The 21,829-nt window shown below is 46.4% G+C and carries 19 protein-coding genes and 1 pseudogene; 4 read left to right on the forward strand and 16 right to left on the reverse strand.

Annotated features, from left to right (window positions below; translation table 11 throughout):
• Window positions 1-14: 14 nt before the first annotated feature.
• The 3 genes and pseudogenes from D9980_RS15035 to D9980_RS15045 form a co-directional block, all read right to left on the reverse strand.
• Window positions 15-700, reverse strand: a pseudogene (locus tag D9980_RS15035) (molecular chaperone).
• Between the two features lie 88 nt (window positions 701-788).
• Entirely contained in the window at window positions 789-1,301 is a 513-nt protein-coding gene (locus D9980_RS15040) for a fimbrial protein (RefSeq protein WP_121607728.1), read from the reverse strand.
• Window positions 1,302-2,245: 944 nt separating this feature from the next.
• Entirely contained in the window at window positions 2,246-2,974 is a 729-nt protein-coding gene (locus D9980_RS15045; RefSeq protein ID WP_121607729.1) for a helix-turn-helix domain-containing protein, read from the reverse strand.
• Window positions 2,975-3,374: 400 nt separating this feature from the next.
• Here D9980_RS15045 and D9980_RS15050 point away from each other — a divergent pair, with 400 nt between their 5' ends.
• Window positions 3,375-4,010: a helix-turn-helix domain-containing protein gene (locus D9980_RS15050; RefSeq protein WP_162304272.1), complete on the forward strand. Its 636-nt coding sequence runs from the start codon at window positions 3,375-3,377 to the stop codon at window positions 4,008-4,010.
• A 228-nt stretch (window positions 4,011-4,238) separates the two neighbouring features.
• Here the strand turns inward: D9980_RS15050 and D9980_RS15055 are convergent, their stop codons facing one another.
• Window positions 4,239-4,460: a hypothetical protein gene (locus D9980_RS15055; RefSeq protein ID WP_021179822.1), complete on the reverse strand. Its 222-nt coding sequence runs from the start codon at window positions 4,458-4,460 to the stop codon at window positions 4,239-4,241.
• Window positions 4,461-4,653: 193 nt separating this feature from the next.
• Window positions 4,654-5,424, reverse strand: coding sequence for a hypothetical protein (locus tag D9980_RS15060; protein WP_121607731.1), 771 nt, complete (start codon window positions 5,422-5,424; stop codon window positions 4,654-4,656).
• Between the two features lie 221 nt (window positions 5,425-5,645).
• Here D9980_RS15060 and D9980_RS15065 point away from each other — a divergent pair, with 221 nt between their 5' ends.
• The 3 genes from D9980_RS15065 (at window position 5,646) to D9980_RS15075 (ending at window position 7,223) form a co-directional block, all read left to right on the forward strand.
• Window positions 5,646-5,864 carry a hypothetical protein gene (locus D9980_RS15065; RefSeq protein WP_024484986.1) on the forward strand — a complete coding sequence of 73 codons (219 nt, stop codon included), beginning with the start codon at window positions 5,646-5,648 and terminating at the stop codon, window positions 5,862-5,864.
• A gap of 2 nt (window positions 5,865-5,866) precedes the next feature.
• The gene (locus D9980_RS15070; protein ID WP_121607732.1) at window positions 5,867-6,202 is read left to right on the forward strand and encodes a low molecular weight protein tyrosine phosphatase family protein; all 336 of its coding nucleotides are present in this window, start codon (window positions 5,867-5,869) and stop codon (window positions 6,200-6,202) included.
• Window positions 6,203-6,575: 373 nt separating this feature from the next.
• Complete coding sequence (locus tag D9980_RS15075; RefSeq protein ID WP_121607733.1) at window positions 6,576-7,223, forward strand: DsbA family protein; 648 nt, start codon at window positions 6,576-6,578, stop codon at window positions 7,221-7,223.
• A 123-nt stretch (window positions 7,224-7,346) separates the two neighbouring features.
• Here the strand turns inward: D9980_RS15075 and D9980_RS15080 are convergent, their stop codons facing one another.
• From D9980_RS15080 to D9980_RS15130, 11 genes are all read right to left on the reverse strand, one after another.
• Window positions 7,347-10,895, reverse strand: coding sequence for a transporter substrate-binding domain-containing protein (locus D9980_RS15080; protein WP_121607734.1), 3,549 nt, complete (start codon window positions 10,893-10,895; stop codon window positions 7,347-7,349).
• A 1-nt stretch (window position 10,896) separates the two neighbouring features.
• The gene (locus tag D9980_RS27305) at window positions 10,897-11,010 is read right to left on the reverse strand and encodes a LuxR C-terminal-related transcriptional regulator (RefSeq protein ID WP_370454269.1); all 114 of its coding nucleotides are present in this window, start codon (window positions 11,008-11,010) and stop codon (window positions 10,897-10,899) included.
• Between the two features lie 23 nt (window positions 11,011-11,033).
• Window positions 11,034-11,573 carry a response regulator gene (locus D9980_RS15090; RefSeq protein WP_121607736.1) on the reverse strand — a complete coding sequence of 180 codons (540 nt, stop codon included), beginning with the start codon at window positions 11,571-11,573 and terminating at the stop codon, window positions 11,034-11,036.
• A gap of 49 nt (window positions 11,574-11,622) precedes the next feature.
• A complete protein-coding gene (locus D9980_RS15095) occupies window positions 11,623-12,333 on the reverse strand; it encodes a fimbria/pilus chaperone family protein (protein WP_197724463.1) in 711 nt (236 codons plus the stop codon).
• A 19-nt stretch (window positions 12,334-12,352) separates the two neighbouring features.
• Window positions 12,353-14,770: a fimbria/pilus outer membrane usher protein gene (locus D9980_RS15100; RefSeq protein WP_121607737.1), complete on the reverse strand. Its 2,418-nt coding sequence runs from the start codon at window positions 14,768-14,770 to the stop codon at window positions 12,353-12,355.
• 71 nt (window positions 14,771-14,841) lie between these two features.
• The gene (locus D9980_RS15105) at window positions 14,842-15,675 is read right to left on the reverse strand and encodes a hypothetical protein (protein WP_121607738.1); all 834 of its coding nucleotides are present in this window, start codon (window positions 15,673-15,675) and stop codon (window positions 14,842-14,844) included.
• 48 nt (window positions 15,676-15,723) lie between these two features.
• Entirely contained in the window at window positions 15,724-16,455 is a 732-nt protein-coding gene (locus D9980_RS15110) for a type 1 fimbrial protein (RefSeq protein WP_162304274.1), read from the reverse strand.
• Window positions 16,456-16,526: 71 nt separating this feature from the next.
• Window positions 16,527-17,150 (reverse strand): fimbrial protein, encoded by a 624-nt coding sequence (locus tag D9980_RS15115; protein WP_121607740.1) that lies wholly within the window; start codon window positions 17,148-17,150, stop codon window positions 16,527-16,529.
• Window positions 17,151-17,408: 258 nt separating this feature from the next.
• A complete protein-coding gene (locus D9980_RS15120) occupies window positions 17,409-18,134 on the reverse strand; it encodes a type 1 fimbrial protein (protein ID WP_121607741.1) in 726 nt (241 codons plus the stop codon).
• 244 nt (window positions 18,135-18,378) lie between these two features.
• Window positions 18,379-19,695, reverse strand: a complete 1,317-nt coding sequence (locus D9980_RS15125; RefSeq protein ID WP_197724464.1) for a sigma-54 dependent transcriptional regulator — start codon at window positions 19,693-19,695, stop codon at window positions 18,379-18,381.
• Window positions 19,685-21,472 (reverse strand): sensor histidine kinase, encoded by a 1,788-nt coding sequence (locus tag D9980_RS15130; RefSeq protein WP_162304275.1) that lies wholly within the window; start codon window positions 21,470-21,472, stop codon window positions 19,685-19,687. Before D9980_RS15130 ends, D9980_RS15125 begins: the two co-directional genes overlap by 11 nt.
• Between the last annotated feature and the right edge of the window lie 357 nt (window positions 21,473-21,829).

Genomic DNA, 21,829 nt, shown 5'->3' on the forward strand with positions numbered 1-21,829 from the left:
GCCTGAATACACTGTCAGTGGCCCGTAGTGTGCTCTGCTCCAACACCGCCGTAGTCATTGATCAACTTCCAACTTACCTGGCCACTCACGTTGGCAGGGACGGTAAAAGTTGCCTGACTCATTGGCAGGACATAGCTCACATCGTTGATTTCGCGCCCTCCCACTTTGATCTGTTGGAAGTTCATCACGAACGGAGTTGGGTTGTTAACGCTCAGGCGGGTTCCACTCTGTGACCAGGTCAGTTTGTTGGTCACACTCTCAGGTACGCCCTTCAGGCCTTGCGGACGGTAAAGGAGTTTAATGCTCGTCTTAATCGCAATCTGCAAGGTGTTTGCCCCCCCGATTGACTTGTGGCAGGGATGGACTTGATATTCAGCCAGTAGAGTGACTCACGATCTTCAGGCAACTGGCCGCCAGTGCGCACGATACGCAGTTGGCTTTGCTGATTCCCTTCCAGACGGAACAGCGGTGGTGTAACGATAAAGGGGGCTTTCTCAGCGCCACCATTTCGAGTCTCCGCCCAAGACTGGATGAGATAAGGGTTGGTGTCAGAGTTGGTGACGCTCAGTGAAACTTCCTTCTTTCCGCCGTCATAAACCAGCCGGGTACCGCCGACGGTGATACCGCCAGTTTCGGCAGCCTGTGCCAGTACGCTAGTCATTAACAGAGGAAGAAACAGGACTTTAAACCAGATATTCATAAAACGAGGTGCTCCGATAAAGGCGGGCCAACCAGAGGTGGCCCGTAGGAATGCCCTTTCATTACTGGGAGGGCAAAAACACAATCAATTAGTTGTAAACGATCGTGAAGTTGGTGGTCGAGTTGGCTGGGCCTGCAGTGACAGTCGTGCCAGTTTTATAGTAACGAGCGACGAAATCGAGCGAGTTGTCACCCACGGTCAGCGGATAAGCAGAAGATTCGGTATACAATGGAACGACAACGTTTTGTTTGTCAGTTATTTGAATACCAACGTTGGTCGCCACACCAGCTACCTGAGTCAGGGCCAGAACGGAGGGTACGTTGCTATCTGCGGTGCCATCAAACGTCACTTTGGCGCTTGTTGCAGCAAGCGGGCAATCCTTCAGCAAGATGGAGAATTTGTGTGGATTTGCAGTTTGAGTTGTGCTGAAAGCTTTGCTAGACACAGTACCCATAGGTACTTCCAGCGGGTTGCTAACATCGTTTACTGGGGTGCAAGCATCATCAGTAATTACACCGGTGAAGTTAATTTTGCCATCATCAGCGAACGCAGAAGACAAAGATGCAACAGCAATAGACACAGCAATCACTAATTTTTTCATGAAAATAATCCTTTGTTTAATGAGGTGTAACATAATACCCAGCATAGCGATCCATTCGCTATTCTGAATGAGGTGAGATAATTTCGTCCCGAAGATTAAATCCAGACAAAACCATGCTCGTAAAATAAGTAAAAAATTCTTTTATATAACTTTATTTAAAGTTTTAAACTCGAACTTCCCGTGATTAAAAGGCTATATAACAGGCTAAATGATTTTTGTTTTTGATAGGCGACCCGTTATTACGCCAATATATCCATAGTAATAAGTTCCCTTCCACACAGTAAAATACATTGCTTTTACCGTACGGATTCACAGGTTTTTATTGGTTCAAAAAACTCTATTACCAAGCAACATCACCTGAATTTGACTCTGCACTTTCAAGAATAAAAGATTTTTACACTAGCGAGTTACGCTAAGAACGAAATCTTTATGCTACCTGTTGATGCGTATTATCCACAGTAATCATGGTCGCTCAACATGTTTTTAGTTCAAAAATGCATCAAAAATCTTTTTTTAGACTAACGATCCGATTTTATTATCACCCTGACTAAATACTATTTAATTAACCCAATGAATGTTGGGGTGTTTCTTGTGACCAGGTATGTAATTGCTTGGTAATGATAAACATCAAGATACTTTACTCTTAACCACTTCGTTATCTGTTGATGTGTATTATCCATAGTAAAAATAACTGCTCAACCAGTTTTTGGTACAATTAAGCACCAGAAGTCTTATTTTGGACCGAAGGAATACTTTTCCTCATTTACATATTAACTTTCACATTACATCTAAAAAACAATGAGCTACATATTCTTATCATGTCGATTTTCTCTTGCCATTTATTAAAGTGATGTAGAAAAGAGCGCTATCTGGACGCGTAGAGAAACATGATCACCGTTTTGACGTAGTGTCACCGCCAAGGGACAAAAAGATTATGGCAATAATTAAAACTTCTTTGGCAAAGAGTTTATTTTTATCAGCAACCCATTTTTAATATCGATATAGCCCCCCGCTTTCAATGATGAAAGGGTTTTCATAATCCCGCTACGGGAAAGCAGACTACGTTCCTGAATATACTCCAGCGCGGTAGTAGTAGCCCTGATTTCAAAGCTTTCAATACTCAGTGAGGTCAAAAAATTACAAATCAACTCATAATTACTGATACCTACCGTTTCCCGCTGATATTCACTAAACCGCGTGGCGGAAAGCATCAACATAAGACAAATATTTCTCCATAGGTTTTTGCTCTCTACGTGGCAAAAAAAATCCTCCACCGATAATATGCCATACTCAACATCACCGATCGCCAACAGGTGCGCATCCGATTTAACATGGAAAACATCCTGTAATCCAACGATACTGGGCGATCTGATCGTTGATAACACCAGCGAGTCTTGGGTTTTTTTAGCGATACAGGTTCCACCGTAAAGCAAAAAGCAGACTCTTTGATCATTCTGCTCGAGATAAAAACGTTGCCCCGTTCTTCCTTGCTTTATCTGAGCAATAGACTTCATCGACGTTAAAACCTCTTCAACCGCGGCTAACGCCTTTGTCTGTTCTGTGACTTTACTCAAATCATACATATCATTTACTCGAATGAACTCTAGGATTCCGTTATCGATATTGAAAATCAGCATAGCGTGATGATAAAAAATACTGCCGATCGGGTCCATTTCAGAGATTGGTTAATATAATCATCAACCAGTTCATAATTTCGATAAAATAAAAACAGACCCTCAGTATATAATAAAATAGACACCCATCGCCTTCGCTGACAAGAGAGAATATCACTCCTGACGTTCAGCTTAATGCCGTCATCGCCTAAGCATTATCTTATAGTCACCTCATACTCTCAAAGGCTTTGTGATTCATTTTTGGCCCGACGATCCAAAAATGGACTCAACCTATTGTTCATCCTCTGAACAGTGAGCCGTTTCCCCACACCGATTAACCATGACTCAACCTACAGAGGAAGGCACTAGAGCAGGGTTATCATTAGCAACCCCAACCGCTTATCTTTGCTACCAACTTCATCTATACTCATTGCAATCCGTGTTTTCCTCGTGGTCGGTCATGAACAACAGCAAAAAATTTTCCGAGACTAAGCCCGTCGCTCATATTCAGTTGTTACAGGACTCCCTGTTGGCGAGTCTCAGCATCCGCAAGGGTAAACCTGGGCAACGCTTCCCGCTGATTTTAAACGGCAAAAGGATGTGTTTTTCGCTAATACAGGGAGAGTGTGAGTTTAAGCGGGGCAAAGATTCACTGCTTATCGGCATTTTTAAAGCCCCGATTATTATTGGCATCAACAATTTAGTGAACGACCCCGCCAACCTTGTTATTCAGGCCAACACCTCGATCGAATATATGCATCTTCCTCTAGAGGATCTCTTGATACATATAGAGGAAAGGAATCTGTGGAAACCACTTTCTTATACGCTGATGTATCTGACCGCTCGCTACGATGACTATATGCAATTAAATACAGCGCTGCCCAACTATGAGCTTATCTGCAACTGCCTGCGTGCATTAAGCGATGAGGATTTTGAAACCCGGGCCACCGTATCTGCAGTGCAATACATCATTGACAGAACTCAGTTGTCCCGTAGCGGGATTATGAAAACCCTGTCAGAGCTGAACTTAGGCGGCTACATTGTCATAAAAAAGGGATTATTAATTAAAATCAATAAATTACCCGAAAAATACTGAGCATCCCCGTTTGATATAAAGATACCTAAATAGAGAGTAGGCACTGCTTCCCGTGAAGCGTTAATTCGCTTTATTGATCGTGCAGTTTTACCCCGCGCTGGGGAACAGTAATGGGTTAGAGGAGGGAAAGTTGTTAGGGATAAACATGTTCAGGCGCAACATGCGACTAGCGTAGTTGAGATTGAACAGCAGTAGAGGCACATAGACGTGCCTCTACTAAAAGCATCACTATTTGGTTAACGCGATAATGCCCAACGTCAGGCCAGCTACCGCTGCCGCCCCGCCTGCAATCGCCCCGGCGGTTTCCCAGTTATCCTGAGTGGTGCCTTTCATGCAGGTATTGGTATGTACCAAACGGCCTTGGTCATCATAGACCGGTACGCAAGGTGATTCGGTAGCACACCCGGACAGTAAAACGGCCAGCAGGCCCGCAGCAATAAACTTACTCATACTCACACCTCGGCGTTCAACAGCCAAAAAAACAGCAAAATGAATGAAAATCGCGCCACTGTACCACCGATGCCCATCGCGATGGATCCGGAATAGTCGCAAAATGTGTGGGGGTGAAACAATTAAGGCCGCCAGTATCGCTGTTTCTGCTTGAGCATCTGAATTTACTGAACAAAGATATCGATCGCATAAGTTAGGGCTTGCAGGTATTTTTTCGCCGCATGTCATCGATCAACGCTTCTGCTTGCGATTTTGACAGCTTACCGAAGACTTTCTGCATACTCTCACAGGTGGGTAGCTCACTTGCTCTATTAGCAGAGGGGGGATTATAGAAGCTCACAACCCCGGCACCGAGCACTATCAACACAGGAATGGCAAACTGAAACAGCTTAAGTTTGCTGTAGGGCCCATTCCACCGACGCGTTGCGTCATAGCCCTTAAGGGATACCAAGCTACCATAAGGTATGAGGCAGGCCGAGATTCGTTGCATGCCGTAATCTTTTTCTGCCCGCTCCCACAGATTAGCCGGGATCACCAGGAATCTCAGCGTATCGTCGATCGCACCTTGAAAGAATAGCCGGAACACATAGCGACTTCTCATCAGCGTTTGCAATCTTTCCAAATCGGCGTCAAACATTTCACTGCCCAATTCGGAACAGTTAAACAGGTGCTCTCGCCCCGCAAAGCGAACGGTTGCCACTTCATAATCATCGTCAAACTCGACGGCCAAAACGTCCGGCCCTAAGTATTCCGCCAGGTATTCGAGAAAGACGCCCATCCCCTCTTTCCAATCCAACGCGATATCAAACACACGGCTAAAAACGTCCAGATAGTCATCCTCAGGCCCATAACCACTGAGAATGTTTGGATGACGTGCGATAAGCGTTGCCTGCACCTTGCGCACCTTGGTTTGCTTGGGATTCTCGAAGAGCGAACTGAACTCTTCCCAGGTTGGCCTGTTCATTGGGAAACCTCCTTGTCGTTTTTTCCTGGCCCTCACTCTACCAGCACAATGGCTGAGGGAGCCAAGCGAAATCGGTACGCTCGATTTCGAACAGGGTGGGATCAAGGCGATTTATTGTTTATAGCCGAAATGTTAGCATTACCGGGCGGCATAAGATGCTGCTGCACTACCTCTCGTATTATCGCGGCTGCTGAACCCCGATGAACCGATGAGGCATTAACATGACTGACATACGTGGCCGGGCCTGGCGCCTGGTGAATAACAAACGCAACAAACACAGTGAAATGGGGGATTTTCAACCCAAGTTCACCAAAGAGAAACGGTGGAAAATGCTCTACACCCGCTCACATAAAATAACGCGAGCGAGTCAATTGGGTATTGAGTATCCACAGATATCCCGCGCCGTAGCCCGGCGTAACGCACTTGATGAGATCGATTGACCATGAATGTGCTGTTTGTCTGCAGCCGTAACCAATGGCGCAGCCCAACCGCAGAGCGCATATGGCGCAGAACTCCCGGCCTGACCGCAAGGTCGGCCGGGACCAGCCGTAATGCCATAAAAACGGTGACGCCGGAGTTGTTGCTCTGGGCGGATATGATTTTTGTCATGGAGCAAAAACACAAAAACCGGCTGGTTGCCGAGCATCGCCGCCTGCTGGAACATAAGCCCCTGCATGTTCTCGATATCCCCGATGACTATCATTATATGGATCCTGAACTTATCACGCTGCTAGAGCAATCTACCGAGCCGTTCCTGGCACCTTTCATCAAAAAATAATCTTGTCGGGCACATGCCCCGTAAGCGGTGGATGGCTGTGGTTGCTGGTTATGATATTAATCATAGCGTTCATTACGGTGATTTTTAGTCTCACCCCTTCTTTAGGGATAGTTTTCTAGAGTATACCTTGGTTGTATATAGAGACTGAAGTTGCTCACCCTGTTCCTTTATCCCAACGGCTATTAATGAACCCGCTATTATTTCTCTACACATTTTTCCTGCCATAAGAGGGGACCCATGCTGCGATTTACTGGGGTGTCCTTTTCGTGACTACGCGTGTAGGAAGCCACCTACAAACGCACAGGCCAGGACCTATATACTTGCTTACGTGATAATTATAAAATGGTTAATCAATTTAATAACAGGTATAAACATGCTGAGCAAGCCCAATGTCTTAATGGCAACCCTGGTGATTTCCACGTTATTTTCAACTGCGCACGCAACAAGTTTTCAAGAGGGAAATCAATATACAAAACTGAACACGGCTTCATCAGAAGCCCCAGATGTTGTAGAGTTTTTTTCATTTTACTGTGGGCCATGTTATTTATTCAACGAAACCTACCATATCGGTAACACCATCAGCAACAATCTGCCAGACAATGCTAAATTTGTTAAATACCATGTTGGCGCCATGGGGAATCTTGGCCACGAACTTACTGAGGCCTGGTCCGTCGCTATGGTGCTTGGCATCCAGGATAAAGTCGAGAAACCGCTATTTGAAGGAATACTGAAGGACCGTACCATTAACAGCATGAACGATATTGAAAATATATTTAATGCTGCGGGTGTCACACCTGAAGAGTACGAAAAGACCAGAGGTAGCCTGCCTGTAAAGTCGCTTATTTATAAGCAAAATGAGGCAGTTAAAGCACTTAAAGTGACAGGGACACCTGCTGTTTATGTCTCTGGGAAGTACCGGATTAACAATGGCGGAGTCAGCCTTTCATCTGGAGACTCCATCGAGCTTTACCCTAAAAGGTTCTCATCATTAGTAAACTATCTTTTGCTAGAACAGCCATAACGCAAAAACCTGTGGCCTGTTGCTCCTACCCCTCTCCCAAAAGGAGAGGGGACAGTACGTGCCACGAATTGTCCTTAGCTCGGTAGTAAAACAAGATACAGAAAATAATGCTGTAACAGAGGGTTAATAATGGGATAACCGCGATCGTATTATTTCGATATTCTTAACCAGCTCATCAAGCTGAGCCATCAACGCAACAAAATACGACTGAACTTCTGGCCAACTATCCTTATCAATAGCATAATATTTGTCTAGCTGAGTTATTAAGCTCTCAACACTCATTATCTGTGCAGTACCGCATAGCCGATGTATTCTTTTATCGATCATCTTCCAGTCTTTGCCATTAAGATTGCGGTTTATTTCCTTCATATCTGATATCACATCACTCTCTGCTTGCTGTAGGAAAGTGATATACCCAGCAGTGTCTTCGCCAAATAACTCCTCCAGCTCCGGCAATGCCAGAGTGTGGTCATGCAAGACTCCTCTACCCGGGCAACTAGAGAGCAACAGATTTAGCTGGTTAAAATCCATCGGTTTAAAGGTAAGGTCATTCATTCCTGCCTGAATACAGCGCTCTCTCTCACTTTCCTGAGCGTTAGCGGTCAGGCCGATGATAAATAGGCGATCGTCGAATTCTCGTACCGCACTCGCTAGCTCCGTACCGTTCATTTCAGGCATATCCAGATCGGTAATCACCAGATCATAGGCTGCATGTTTAATCGCATTTAATGCCTCAAGGCCATTGGCTGCCTCATCGGCCTGGTAGCCTAAAATCTGCAATTGTTGCTTCAATAGCAGCCGGTTAGTCAGGCTATCGTCCACGATCAAAATGCTTAAGTCATGGTTTTTTTCACCCAAGATAGGGATAGCTTGTGGTGTTGTGCCAAAAGATCGGTTTGGTCTGAACGCCACAGGTAACTTAAGCGTGAAAGTACTGCCTGCACCAGTAGCAGAATGTACCGCCAGATGACCTTCCATCATAGTGGCCAGATGGCGGCAGATAGACAGCCCAAGGCCTGAGCCAGCCCTTCGTTTGCCGGACTCCGTCTGGCTAAAAGGTAAAAAGAGCTTACACTGTTCCTCGGGAGCGATCCCTAAACCTGAATCCGTCACAGAGATAATAAGATAAGCGAGATTAACATTGGCATATTCCGTTCTGACGGCAACGCAAATCGTTCCCTTGTCGGTGAACTTAACCGCATTACTTAACAGGTTCACTACTATCTGGCGTAGCGGCTGCGCGGCAAGGTCATACTCCATACAATCAGTAATGGCTGAGTGGTAACACAGCGCCAACTTTTTCTGTTCGGCCAAACCATCAAACATATGGGTGATTTGCTCAAGCAAAGCACCAATACATACCCAGTTCTTATTGATTTCGTAGCTACCGGATTCAATTTTTTCGATATCAATAACATCTCCGGCAACCCCGAGCAATGTCGCGCCCGCGTTATAGGCCAGAGCAATGTCTTTATCCTGCGGATATTTATGCTGGAGTATTTCGAGGAAACCGATCACCGCGCTGACAGGCGTACGTATTTCATGGCTCATTCTGGCTAAAAACAACCGTTTGGCATTATTTGCGCCGATCGCATTCTCTTTCTCTGCCTGCAGGTCATGGAGCAGCCTGGTGTGCTCGGTCATATCCTGCCAGCCGCAGATAAAGGAAGTGGTAGCATCACCACTGCGCTTAAACGGTACGAACCAGTGGATAACGTCACTGATTTTCCCCCGCAAGTTCAACCTTTCTTCAAACTTGATCACCACATGAGGAAGCATACCCGCGTTAAAGTGTGTTTTTATCTGCCTGAACACCGTTGAAAGTGGGTGTTGTACCGCGATGCTTTCCGTTGGGTGATGGGGCACCACTGCGCTCAGAAAAGCAGAATTATAGGTCCCTACTTTACCTTCAATATCAATCGTATAAATTGGCATAGGCAGTGCATTAGACAACTCGGCGCTATAATTTAGCTGATCGATAAGATGCATCTCGGACGCTTTTCTCTTACGCGTCTCGCGTAGCAAGTAAATCCCCCATATAAGGCTGGTTACAATAAGCAGTGTAAAAAATGCTGAAACGCAATAGAATTCATTACGGTACAGCTTCCAGGTATTCAGCTGCGGATCGCGGATGCTGTTCCACTTATCTATGGAATAGATAACCTGTTTCGAAGGTACACTCGCAATGGCTTTATTAATAATATCCCACAGAACGGGCTGGTCTTGGTTAATGGCGACAGCAATATTCGCCATAGGTGCATCAGGGATATCAGCGTACTTTATCGCTTCATGGAAATAATGGCCGATAAAAAAGCGGGCGGTGACCTTGTTAGCCACGGCCACATCGGCCTTATCTTCAATCAGATAAGAAAGTGCCTGAGTGGAGCTGTCCGTATTAATAAACACGGCATGGGGGTATTTCTTTTTTAAAAACTGGCACAGTGCATAGTGACAAGGAACGGCAATGCGCACGGGAGCCGATGCTCCTTCCTTCAGCATATCGCTATGCTTGGAGAGAAACACGTAAGGCGTAGAAAGGTAGCTATTGGTGAACAGTGCAGACTTTTCTCTTTTTTTGGTTGCGGTGGCAGCCGGAATCATATCCCACTGCCCCGTTTTGATCACCTCTGCCATCTCACTTTCAGTATTAACATAGTTAATATCAAATTTCAGCCCCGTTTTTAGCGAGAGCATTTTTAACAGATCCCCCGCTACGCCATTGATATCTGTCGCCGAGTCCATCATGGAAAAAGGGGCATAGTAAGGATTAACCAGAACACGGATCGTCTGATGGTTTTTAAGCCATTCAGTTTCCTCAGGGGTCAGATCCATTTCCTCTACGGCCAGCAGCATTTTATCGGTATTAATCCAGTAATCGAGCAAGTTATTTTTTTGTTTGGCTGACAGATGGGTGACGAAATCATTGAGTTTGGCGGCAAGCGTAGTGTTTTGGGGATTAATGACGAAATATTTTCCCGGTGCATTTTCGGACCAGGATTTTTTTATATCAAGAGTATGCGAGAAATCATTGGTTAGATAATAACCCGTATCCAGACTATTGCCAATGTACAGATCATTTTCACCATCTTCTACCGAGTTAAGTGCAGCATAAATCTCACTGTATCGCTTCACGCATGCGCCAGGGAATTTTTGTTTGATAAATGCAGCATAGAATGGATTTGCCACCGTAGCAATTCTCATCCGCTTATTCTCGCCCGGCCTGGATATCAGGTTTTGCACCTTCGTCACCGCAACAATCTGTGTCTGTAACAGCAGTATCTTTCTGAATACCGTATCCACGGTACGGAATTCCTGCGTCGACGAGTCAGAAAGCGAGGGCAGGATAATATCAACGGTTCCTTTAGCCAAGGCTGCCAGCGCTTCAGCCTGACTATCATAAATCTTGACGGTGCTTTTCATTTGCAGGTTATTATTCAGCAATGAAATAAACTCGGCATCAACACCGCGCAGAGCACCGTAATTATCAATGAAATTGAGCGGCATTATCAGCGGCCGGTAAATACCGATGGTGAGCGTTGCGGGTACAGCAGCACAGGGTGAAAACGGCGGTGAAAAATCCTGTTCGCTTTTCACCATCACACTCTGATCTGCTAGCGCACCGCCTATCCCCCAGGCCATTAATAGTAATACAAACACCCAATAACGCATCATATTATCTTATATTATTTCTGGCTGAAAAATCTAGCAACTCTACTATTGAATTACAGCCAAGCTTTTGCATTAGGCGATATTTATAAGTACTCACAGTTTTAGCATTAATGCCCATTGCCTCCGCCACAGCACCAACAGTCACCCCCGAAGAAGATATTGCAACACATTGACTTCTTGTTCTGATAGTGCATCGATCAGGCTCTCTTCCGTCGTCACATTACCTAAGAAATAATTCAGTTCGAACGGGAAATAGCTATAGCCATTGCGCGCCGCGCGAATAGCATTAATAATGTTGTCCATGCCTTTTTTCTTACTGACGAACCCATTGGCACCCGCAGCAACACATTTTTTACCATAAAACACGTCATTTTTGGTTGAAAAAACCACCAGAATACTTTTAATCCCGGCACGCCTGGCAGATTTAATTACCTCAAGGCCATTAATCCCCGGCACGTCAATATCGATAATCGCTACATCCGGCTTTACCTGAAGCAGCGTGGCCAGCCCCTCATCGCCATCACCACACTTATTAGTGACCTGAATGCCATGTTTTTTTAGCAGAGCCTCCAGCGCCATTGCTGCCATAGGGTGATCGTCTATGATCACCGCCGACTCAACCCTGGGGGCACCTTCATCCACTAACAGTGACATTTTATTTTGCTGATCGGTATCTTTCATTTTATTTTGGCCGTCATTTATTTACTGTTAACGCCTGACGGCCCCTTGTTTATTTAACAGCCACAGTGGCATCATTGGCCATACGAAAACCGTAACGGCTCAGCGGAGACAGTTTGATGTCTTTAACACTACCCTGAACCTCCACGCTTTTTGATTCGCCCGGGCGCAGGTAAAACTGACCGATGCCATGCACCTTGCCATCCGGCAGCGTGGTGAAATTAGGTGACATACGAATAACCTGTTGCCCTTCGTTGGTGAGGGTTAACTGGTTAGCGGACTGTTTCACCAGCATCTTTTCCCAAGGCTTTTGGCTTTCCACCATACCATCAGGAATAACCAACATCGCCACTTCCTGACGAATAGGCATTTTGGTGACATTCTGTTTAGCGGCGCCAACCCCCTGGAATGAGGCTTTCAGGATGATTTCGTGCGGGATCGAAACGCCCTTCTTCAGCACAAAGTTAATTTGCTGACTTTCCTCCGGCTCGATACGAATGATCGGCGGAGAGACCAGAATATCCTTGGCAATCGGCAGATCGCCTGGAATGTCTTCCACTTTGGTAGAAAGCAAAATCGGCTCTTTAGACATATTCTTGACGCTGAAGACCTTACGCCCATCGTTGGCGTCCAGGATCACCGTCATAGTTTCTAGTTGGAAACTGGCTTGTACCGCAGGTGCCACCATTAAAATAGCGGTGGCAAACATGACCTTACCTGCATGGCCTTTGAGTTTCTGGACGAGACGGTTTGAGTAAAACATTAAAGCTCCAATTAGTAGTTTAGTGACATTCTGCATCTGCTTCTTCATACAGCGCGTTCGGATCAAAATAATCCGGTACCTTAAAACGCAGGCGGCAATCGCTCTGGTTAGGGATACGAAGAAACAGCGATTTATCAATTTGCTCGTTACTGAGAATCAGGTTGCCTTGCCCCATGATGACACCGGCCAGCACACCTTGTTGATCCAGCACGCTTGCCCCGGCAGGAGCCGGTTGACCATTGACCATCTTGATGGTCAACAGCAGTTGCTTGATCACTGCGGCCTTGATTTCACGGGTAATGACTGTGCCCCGCGAGACGGCGACATCAAACGATGTCGTGCTTAGGCGGATATTTAACGGCAAATTCTTGGTATTAAGCTGTATGGTCGTCTTCTTGTTCACCGGCATAGACGGTATGGCTGCATTACCGAAGTGGTTGGTGATCGTGGTGCCACTGCCCATCGCGCTGACGCGCACGCCGGACTGCCCAGGAACGCTGACAATGCCAAAGGTATCGCTTAACGCGTACGGTGAGGTCGCAAACATCCCCCCTGCATAAGCGGCTGCGCCGGATGCGGAGAACATCATCGATCTGGAGTTTTCATTACCCAAGGTGCCGTTGGCCGACAGCTGACTGTAGGCCGTGGTCGCACGCATTGAACCGTTCAGGCGGCTCTGACTTTGGTTATGACTCGCTCCTACGGAGTAGCCCCACAGGTCACTCGGATTGTGGGAAAACGTCGTGGTGTAGTTGTTTTCCCCTTGATAACGTTGCATCTGGCTGCTCAATGATGCACGCCGTCCCAGAGGTAGCGAAGCGCTGAGGAACAGGCGGTTATCCCGATCGCTGGCAGCCTGGAAGCTGAGATTCATCGTCACATTGCCAAACTTGCGCCCATAGCTGAGGGTGTGCAGCAACGTGGCCTCTTTATCGCCATGAAACTGATTAAACCCCAGGCTGTACCCAAGCCGTCCCCATGCAGCATCGACCCAACTGAGCGAGAGCGAGGTCGAGGTCGAAATACCGACATCCTGTGCCTGCCAATTTTGCTCCTCATCGGGTGAGGATTCAGGCTCGCTGCGCTGCAAAGTAGACTCCAGCGTCGGGTATTGCGCACTGCGCATCAGCGTGCTGAGACCGAGTGAGATGGAGCCGAGCGCCAGGCCAAGGCTCGTATCAACCTGCAACCCCTGATCCTCGCGGCTACGTGCCCCACTCATCCCCAAACCGACGGTAACGGAGCGATCGCCCAACCAGTAGAGATTCACCCGGCTGCTCGCGGCCTGGTAGGGGCTGGAAAACAGCGCTCCCCCGGCAAACTGAGCCTGCCCGATGGAGATATCCCCTTCCGCACTGGCAATCAACGGCTTATCGCTATCACTACTACTGCTGCGATCCCGGTAGGTACCTAGCGCCAGCTGATAATTCATCTCTCCGCGCGCATTTTTATCCAACGGTGAGGTAGTCACCTGGAAGCGCTGGGTTCGCCCGTCATTCTGCAAGATGCTGACATCCAGAGGCTGACCCCCGATCACGCCATTGACACGATCCAGTTGAAACGGCCCCGCAGGCACCAGCGTACGGTACAACAGACGCCCGTTCTGGCTGATCTCCACCGTTGCAGGGGTTTCCGTCAGCCCGGTCACTGGCACCAGCAGGCGGCCGCTTTCCTGCAAGGAGGAATCGCTGTATAGCTGTAAACCATTGAGTGGAGTTCCGCCGAACTGCGCCCCCTGAGTATTGATCTGGCCCATTTGCAGAATGGACTTCAGCGGCTCAATAGCACGGCCAAGCGTCGTTTCGTTAAATTCGTATTTCGTGCTGTCTTTGCCCGAGGTAAAACTGCTGTTATTACGTAACACCCAGTTGCGCAGGTTCATGCCGGTTTCAAACTGCCCCTGATAAAACTGCTGAGAGTCACGGTTTTGCATACGCATCCCGTAAATCCGGTAGTTGTTCATCAGCGCAAACCCGCCCGAGGTCAGATTGCTGCCACGCAACTGGTCGTCAAACGCGTCTTCCGGCACTACCACATCAATAGCGAACCTGGAGGGGTGCGGTGTTACCTTGGCAGCGGGTAAAATGTCGTTCAATGTGGTGCAGCCAGGCTCCAGCGGTACGGTCTTCAGCCGGAGTTGCTTGAGCAACTCCGGTGTGACACAAAGCTGCCCGTGGTCACCGGTGGTGACGGTTGCCGCATAACTGCCAGCGCCATTGACGTTAATCACCACGTCATGCTGGCCCGGATAAAATTGATTACCGTTTTTAAAAAAATCAGCGACTTCAGAGCCATAACCCAGGGACTTTAGTGAATCCAGATCAAAATCAACCACACCTGCCGGTTTGTTCGCGGCGATAGTTTCATTTGACCATGCAGTCTTCGTTCCTGACAGGGCAATCAGAATACCGATAACAAGCGAGGAATAACGCATCATGATAACCTGTCAGCTTCTGCCCGCTCGATATTGATTTGTTTCGCTATCTTGCGGATAAAGCACAATATAAATCAAAGACCAAAGGTGAAAATAACTTCTGCCAAACCATTAAGCTCCGCCCCATTCACCAGAGGCCCATTAGTGAGCTGCAAGCTATTGAGGACCGGGGAAACGGTAATGTCGGCGGCAAATAATTTACCGTGACTGGCACCGCCGTCACGTTCAGTCCAGCCATAGTATTTTTCTGTGGAAATTGCCCACTGACCGGCTGCAATACCGGGGGCAGATGCATCGCTGGTTTCATAGAGTTGCGCCGCTCTGCCATCAATATCCGCATGGCTTAGCGTGATCTGATAATGCCCCAGATTGCCGCTACCATTGACCTTACCCAGACCAAACTGGGTGCTGTCACCCATGGGAGCGCTGCTACTCTGAACGTCCCGCACCTGAAGCGTCAGTGCAGTTGGCGCATCACATACCACGGCCCAGCGCCGGGTCATAGGCGGCAACGCAGTAGATTGCCTCGCCTGAAATTGGCTGGCATGAAGCTGTGCATAGGCGTATTCACCACCATCGGGTGCCTGAATATCGCAGGACGGCGCGGGTTGGACCTCCAACGGTGGCATATCCATTTGGCTAAGGTTATGTGCCTGCGCACTGGCGGCAAACCCGGTCATCAGGGTAATCAATAGCCCCCGAATATAATCCGATGGAAATAAACGACGCGTTAACTTTTTGGCAACCATTAATATAACCTTGAATTCATTCCCATGATCGAAATCAACATCCGAACCTAGCATCATGCCTATATAAAAACGGTAAATAACCGTACCGGAGAAAATTAAGGATACGTAAAATATAAAGAAATTCACATTAGGCAAAGCGCATTCATCATGCAGGACCATTCCTACACCTGTAGGAATGGTCTTGGTATTTACATAAATCAACGAAAATTAAACGCCGAAGTTAAATGTCAGCGTGACATTACTGGTGTAATCAACACCGTTTGAAATATCGATACCCTGCTTGGTTAACTCATCTTTTGATAATAGATAAGTTAGGGCCCAACCAAAGTTTAAAGTGTTATCATTTATAAGTGTTGCCGAAAACTCTTTCGCCGATAGCAAGTCTAAATCTGTTGGGTTTACATATGTTTGTTGTGTCTTCGTCCAACCGCTGGTGGCATCTTTGACTAGCCAGTTAGGACGTGACCAAGTACCATTGTCACCCGTGCCATCATTTGCCCGAGAAATAAAAGCGGTTTGCCCATCCGCTGTAACCGTTTTCCAATAGTAGCTGATCCCACCCACCGTCTTGTCTGGCGCGTTGACGTCGACCATGTTGAACGCATGAGCTCTATAGTTTATGTTCATCCCCGGAGCCTGGATAAAGGGATTCGGATACACATCCGTCGCCTTGAAGGTCAGGTAGGTGGCGGCATCACAACTTACGGTTAACGTGTTGGAGTTTTTAAGCAGGCCATTGTAACCCGTAGACTGAGGGATCACTGACGGCGACACCGCCCCCAGATTGTAAATCAAATCCGCCTGGTCGCCGCCGTTGACCGTACAGGTCGGGGGCTTGATATCGCCGTTGATTTTCAGATTCGCCACCGGCGCTGCCGTCGCGGTTGCCGAGACCAGTATCGCAACCCCAATCATCCCTAAGGTTTGTTTATTCATCATACTTCCATCATCGCGTTCATTATGAAATAAACCAGCCTTTGTGGGCTGGTTTTCTCGGACCTACCGCAAACTTAGACGCCGAAAGCGAACGTCAGCACCGCATGGCCGTCCAGTTGCGCTGTACCATCGCTGTTTTTCAGCACGGAATTCAGTGTCGGTGCTACCGCGAAGTCAGCAGCAAATACCTGGCCAGCGGCCAGCGTGTCTTTATCCGTGGCCCAGGCAACGGTCTGCGTTTTATCCAACACACCGCTAGTGGCGTAGGTAGTACCAACCAGCACGCCTACGGTTTTATCAGCAGCATTCTCATCGGCTTTTATCGTCGCGTTTTCCATGGTCACTTTGTAGAAACCAACCTTGGTATCGTCGCCGTACTGGCCCAGACCAAAGTTGGTGTTACCCGCGGTCAGCTCGGTGCCTGCACGCTCATCGCTCGCGGTGAACGACAGATAAGTCGTTGCGTCACACACCACTTGGATGTTCTGAGACTGCGGTGCCATGGTCAGGTTGCCGCTGGCCGGGAACAGACCTGGGGACACGTCAAAGGTGTACAACACGTCAGCTTCGTCCACGCCGTTTACGGTACAGGTCGGCGGCGTGATGCTGCCGGTGACTTTCAGGTTGGCAACTGGGGCAGCAACAGCAGAACCAACAACAGCGGTCAGAGCGAGAACTAACAGGGTTTTCTTGAACATAGGATTTATCTCAACATTAAAAAGCACGCGCCTCCCCCAATCCGGAGGAAACAGATCATCCGTAGCAAACAGGCTGCGGCAAGGTGGGAATAGTAAAGGCTTGTGCGGCTCGGAGATATCAGACGGGATTTACAGCCAGAGAAATAAATAACTACAGACGTAGTCCCTAACAGCGGGATTAAAGTGGTAAAAAAAACGAAAATACCCCTCTGAATTTGCAGAGGGGTGTAAAATACGGCACTAGAGCGTTACTGATTATCAGACACCGAAGTTAAAGGTCAGCAAGACGTTACCGGTATAGTCAACACCCTCTGAAAAATCGACACCCTGTTTAGTCAACTCATCCTTGGATAACAAATAGGTATGGGACCAACCGTAAGATATTGATATTTCATTATATAATTCTGCCGAAAATTCCTTACCGGATATTAAATCAAGCGCAGATGGGCTCACGAACTTTTGCTGGGTCATGGTCCAACCATTTGTCGCATTTTTGACCATCTGCTCAGCGGCTACCGACTTTCCATCATCATTGGGACCGTCATTGGCACGTGAAAGATAGGCAGTAACGCCATCCGCAGAAACATTTCGCCATTTATAGGTTATGCCACCAACCGTCTTCGCGGGAGCGTTGACATCGACCAGGCTGAACGCATGGACTTTGAAGTTATTGTTCATCTCTGGAGCCTGGACAAAGGGATTCTGATAATTATCCGTGGCCTTAAAAGTCAGATAAGTCGCAGCATCACAGTCCACAGTCAGGGTGTTAGCAACGCTAGGCAAACCATTATAGCCCGCAGACTGAGGGATCACTGACGGCGACACCGCCCCGAGATTATAAATCAAATCAGCCTGGTCACCGCCGTTGACCGTACAGGTTGGTGGCTTGATGTCGCCGTTGATTTTCAGGTTAGCGACCGGCGCAGCGGCAACAGAACCCGCAACGGCAGACAGGGTGAGGGTTAACAGGGTATTCTTGAACATAGGTTTGATCTCAACACATTGTACAGGCACGCGCCTCCTCCAATCCGGAGGAAACAGACAATCCGTAGCAAAAAGGCTGCGGCAACTGAGAATGGTAGAGTCTCGTCTAGTTAGACGATATCAGACGATAGCTACAGGCAATGGAATAAATGCCTACATAAGTAGGCAAGTTGTATTGCACCAGGAGGATTGGAGAATCAAATCGGTTAAACACGTCGGTGAAGTGCTCAATAATAAAATAGCATTAGTAATTTAAAGAGTACTTTTTTATTTTATCAAACAGGGTACTTTTGGCTATATTTAGAGCGTCCGCCGTTTTGGTTAAATTTCCATTATGTTGATTAAGCTCATCGAGTATTATACTACGTTCGAAGTTCTCCACGATCTGAGCGAGGGACTTGCCGATATTATTATCATTTTTAACTTCCTGTATGCCTAGCACAAACCTTTCCGCCTGATTACGTAATTCTCTAACATTCCCTGGCCACGGTTGAGACATGAGTTCCTGTAAAAAGGAGCGTTTTATTTCTGGCTCAGCACGATTAAATGATAACGCAGCCTGATTAACAAAGAGGCTAAAAAGGAGTGGAATATCCTCAGTTCTATCACGTAACGGCGGCACTTCTATATGAATAACACTTAGCCTAAAGTGTAGGTCTGGACGAAATAACCCAGAGTCAACCATCCCCTGCAGATTAGTTTTTCCAGCCGTAATGATACGAATATCTATAGCTATAGGCTTATTCGATCCCAAGCGCTCAAAACTCTTTTCTTCCAACACTCTTAATAATTTCACTTGCAAATTTAATGGCATACTCTCGATTTCATCAAGAAACAGCGTGCCTTTATCTGCATACTCTATTTTCCCAACTCGCTTTTTTGATGCACCAGGAAATACGCCAGAATCATGGCCAAATATCTCACTATCAAATAAATGTTCTGGCAATCCACCACAATTTAGCGCCACAAAAGGTCCGGTTCGACCACTTAGATCGTGTATACATTTGGCAACCAGCTCTTTTCCCGTCCCTGTTTCACCATAAATCATGATGTTAGCGGGAGTCATGGCAACATCTTTTATTTTTTCTCTTACTTCAATAATGGCGACAGAGTTACCTATCAGGCGGTTTTCAAGCGTACTAACGTCTGCTAGCTTGCGGCGGAGTTGGTTATTTTCATCAGTCAGTCTACGCTTGTCCAATGCTCGCCTGACAATATTTGTTAACTGTTGTGGGCTAAAAGGTTTTGGCAGGAAATCATAGGCGCCATTATGCATTGCCTCAACGGCGGTCTCAATATCCCCATGCCCGGTAATAATGATGATAGGAACATCACGATCTGTCTCGTTAAAACTTTTCTGAAAAGTAAAACCGCTCATGCCAGGTAGTTGCATATCTGTCACGATAACACCATGATGGCGTAACGCCGGCAGGAAATAACGAGCATCTTCTACTGAGCTAACCCCTACAGCATGAATTTTATCCAGTTTTAAAGCCTGGACACACCCGAGTTGTACGTCCATATCATCTTCGATCACCAGAACATCGACGTTAGTCATCATTTAACTCCTTACTATGATTTTCTACCTGTGGTAGACATAATATAAAACATGCCCCCTGCTCACCATTGGTAGCGCGTAAGGTGCCATGATAAGACTTGATGATATCAGCAGAGATGGCCAACCCTAATCCTAAACCATGATTGCTCTTGGTAGTAAAAAAGGGTTCAAATATAGATCCGGCGATTTCTGGTGCAATACCAACACCATTATCTTCAATCTCTATGACTGCATAGTCACCATTAATAAACCACCTCACATAAATCTCTCGGTCAGAGTCATTAACCATGACGGCATCAAGTGCGTTACTAATGAGGTTCACCAGCACTTGCTCTAATCTTAAATGATTGCACATACACCAAACATCAACATATTGAGAAGCTCTGATAAATTTACAACCGATTTTTTTAAACCTATGGCTCAGCAATAACATAGCATTATCAATACTCACCTTGATCGATACCGGGCTTAGGGTATCATCGCCCGTTCTGGAGAAAGTCCGCAACTGATTACTCAGTTGTGCAATGAAATCGACAGAACGTAAAATCCGCTTGATGTTTTCCCGCGCCTCATCCATCTCACCAATATCCATAAACTTTAATGTATTGGCCGACATCATACTGATGGCTGACAAGGGTTGGTTGATTTCATGAGCTAACCCAGCCGACAGTTGTCCTATAACCGCCAGTTTTTCACTATGTACCAGTTCTTTTTGTGTATTCCTTAGCATGGTTTCTGTATCAATACGTTCTTTTATTTCTGCCTTGAGAAATTCACTCTTAATTTTTAACTCCCTCGTTCTCTCGGCAATTAAAAACTCCAACTCCCCGTTTTGTTCCTCTAACGTCTGTTGCCTTTCAAGCTTAAGCTTAGTAATTTGATTTTTTTGCTTAGCGATGTAAAGCAAGATCAGAATAAATATAAAAATAAGATTAACGATAACCAGACCAGGAAATACTCCCTCGATAATGTCTTGTATAGGTAATAGCGCCGCTAGTACCATCTTGATTTCAGGAATACATTGATAGGTGTAAATAAAGTACTTTTCATTAAAACCAATCACGCCTGAAGCATCACCCAACGACAGCTTTCGCTTAACATCAGGGAATTTAATAATATTATTAGAGTACCTTTTTTCCCTGTTGATTTGATCGCTCTCAGACAAAGGTAATGTCTCTAGTGCATGATAGAACCACTCCGGGTGAGTCGAGCAGGCAACAATATTATTTCTATCCAGCAATACGGTTTGATAGCCTACCGTACGGTTATTAAGATACTCATTCAGGTTGATCTTGACGACAACAACACCAAGTTTAACTCCCTCAACGAAAATGCCATTCGCCTGATAATAGCCGGAAACAGAGTTCGTGGTACCAACACCAAAGTAGCCTAGCGTTTCGCCCGGTTTAGCGTCATGAAAATAAGGACGATAAGATAAGTTTTTTCCGATTGCGCTAACTTCGGAAGCGATATCACTGGCCGCAATGACGGATGCCTGCTCATCCAGCAGATAGATTGCCAACGCACCGGTTTGTTGCTGTATTGCATGCAGATAATGACTCAACGCTTCCTGTTCTTTAGCGGTTTTATTGGGCTTACTCAGGAAATTCGTGATCTTGTCATCAAGCGAAAGTGAGTAGGGAATAAATTCGTAGCGTTTCACCCTCAGTTTTAACTCAAGGCTTTTCTGGTTTAATTGATCACTTAAAAAGTTAATTTGCTTTTTAAGCTCATCATGGATCAGCAATCCGGCAGACGAAAATGCGACAATGATAATCATTATCACCACAGCCTGCACTTGACGACGAGTGGTGAACCTCGAACTAGAGGGAGCAACTGAAAAAGTCGAGCGGTTTAACCTCATAGAACCTCGCCAATAGGTCGATGATCAAGCCCATTTCGGGTATCGATAAATCGGAGATAATGTAACTTGCTAAAAGCATAACATAATTTATCTAACCCTACCTACCCCTCAGTATAAACAATCAAGTCTAAATATATTTCTCCCTTTCTATGTTTAGAATAAATAGATTATCGATTTAAAAGCATAACGTTCGGATTCCCGAAAATAACCCCACAAATACCTTTCGTTAATCCGGATTTTTTTAATTATTAAAATTTATAATATTAAGTTAAT

Source organism: Serratia sp. 3ACOL1, assembly GCF_003668775.1.
GTDB classification, from domain to species: Bacteria; Pseudomonadota; Gammaproteobacteria; order Enterobacterales; family Enterobacteriaceae; genus Chania; species Chania fonticola.

Excerpts from the sequence above, each read along its gene's own strand:
- D9980_RS15040 (WP_121607728.1), bottom strand. The coding sequence starts at position 1,301 with ATGAAAAAATTAGTGATTGCTGTGTCTATTGCTGTTGCATCTTTGTCT.
- D9980_RS15045 (WP_121607729.1), bottom strand. The coding sequence starts at position 2,974 with ATGGACCCGATCGGCAGTATTTTTTATCATCACGCTATGCTGATTTTC.
- D9980_RS15050 (WP_162304272.1), top strand. The coding sequence starts at position 3,375 with ATGAACAACAGCAAAAAATTTTCCGAGACTAAGCCCGTCGCTCATATT.
- D9980_RS15055 (WP_021179822.1), bottom strand. The coding sequence starts at position 4,460 with ATGAGTAAGTTTATTGCTGCGGGCCTGCTGGCCGTTTTACTGTCCGGG.
- D9980_RS15060 (WP_121607731.1), bottom strand. The coding sequence starts at position 5,424 with ATGAACAGGCCAACCTGGGAAGAGTTCAGTTCGCTCTTCGAGAATCCC.
- D9980_RS15065 (WP_024484986.1), top strand. The coding sequence starts at position 5,646 with ATGACTGACATACGTGGCCGGGCCTGGCGCCTGGTGAATAACAAACGC.
- D9980_RS15070 (WP_121607732.1), top strand. The coding sequence starts at position 5,867 with ATGAATGTGCTGTTTGTCTGCAGCCGTAACCAATGGCGCAGCCCAACC.
- D9980_RS15075 (WP_121607733.1), top strand. The coding sequence starts at position 6,576 with ATGCTGAGCAAGCCCAATGTCTTAATGGCAACCCTGGTGATTTCCACG.
- D9980_RS15080 (WP_121607734.1), bottom strand. The coding sequence starts at position 10,895 with ATGATGCGTTATTGGGTGTTTGTATTACTATTAATGGCCTGGGGGATA.
- D9980_RS27305 (WP_370454269.1), bottom strand. The coding sequence starts at position 11,010 with ATGGGCATTAATGCTAAAACTGTGAGTACTTATAAATATCGCCTAATG.
- D9980_RS15090 (WP_121607736.1), bottom strand. The coding sequence starts at position 11,573 with ATGAAAGATACCGATCAGCAAAATAAAATGTCACTGTTAGTGGATGAA.
- D9980_RS15095 (WP_197724463.1), bottom strand. The coding sequence starts at position 12,333 with ATGTTTTACTCAAACCGTCTCGTCCAGAAACTCAAAGGCCATGCAGGT.
- D9980_RS15100 (WP_121607737.1), bottom strand. The coding sequence starts at position 14,770 with ATGATGCGTTATTCCTCGCTTGTTATCGGTATTCTGATTGCCCTGTCA.
- D9980_RS15105 (WP_121607738.1), bottom strand. The coding sequence starts at position 15,675 with ATGGTCCTGCATGATGAATGCGCTTTGCCTAATGTGAATTTCTTTATA.
- D9980_RS15110 (WP_162304274.1), bottom strand. The coding sequence starts at position 16,455 with ATGATGAATAAACAAACCTTAGGGATGATTGGGGTTGCGATACTGGTC.
- D9980_RS15115 (WP_121607740.1), bottom strand. The coding sequence starts at position 17,150 with ATGTTCAAGAAAACCCTGTTAGTTCTCGCTCTGACCGCTGTTGTTGGT.
- D9980_RS15120 (WP_121607741.1), bottom strand. The coding sequence starts at position 18,134 with ATGTTCAAGAATACCCTGTTAACCCTCACCCTGTCTGCCGTTGCGGGT.
- D9980_RS15125 (WP_197724464.1), bottom strand. The coding sequence starts at position 19,695 with ATGATGACTAACGTCGATGTTCTGGTGATCGAAGATGATATGGACGTA.
- D9980_RS15130 (WP_162304275.1), bottom strand. The coding sequence starts at position 21,472 with ATGATTATCATTGTCGCATTTTCGTCTGCCGGATTGCTGATCCATGAT.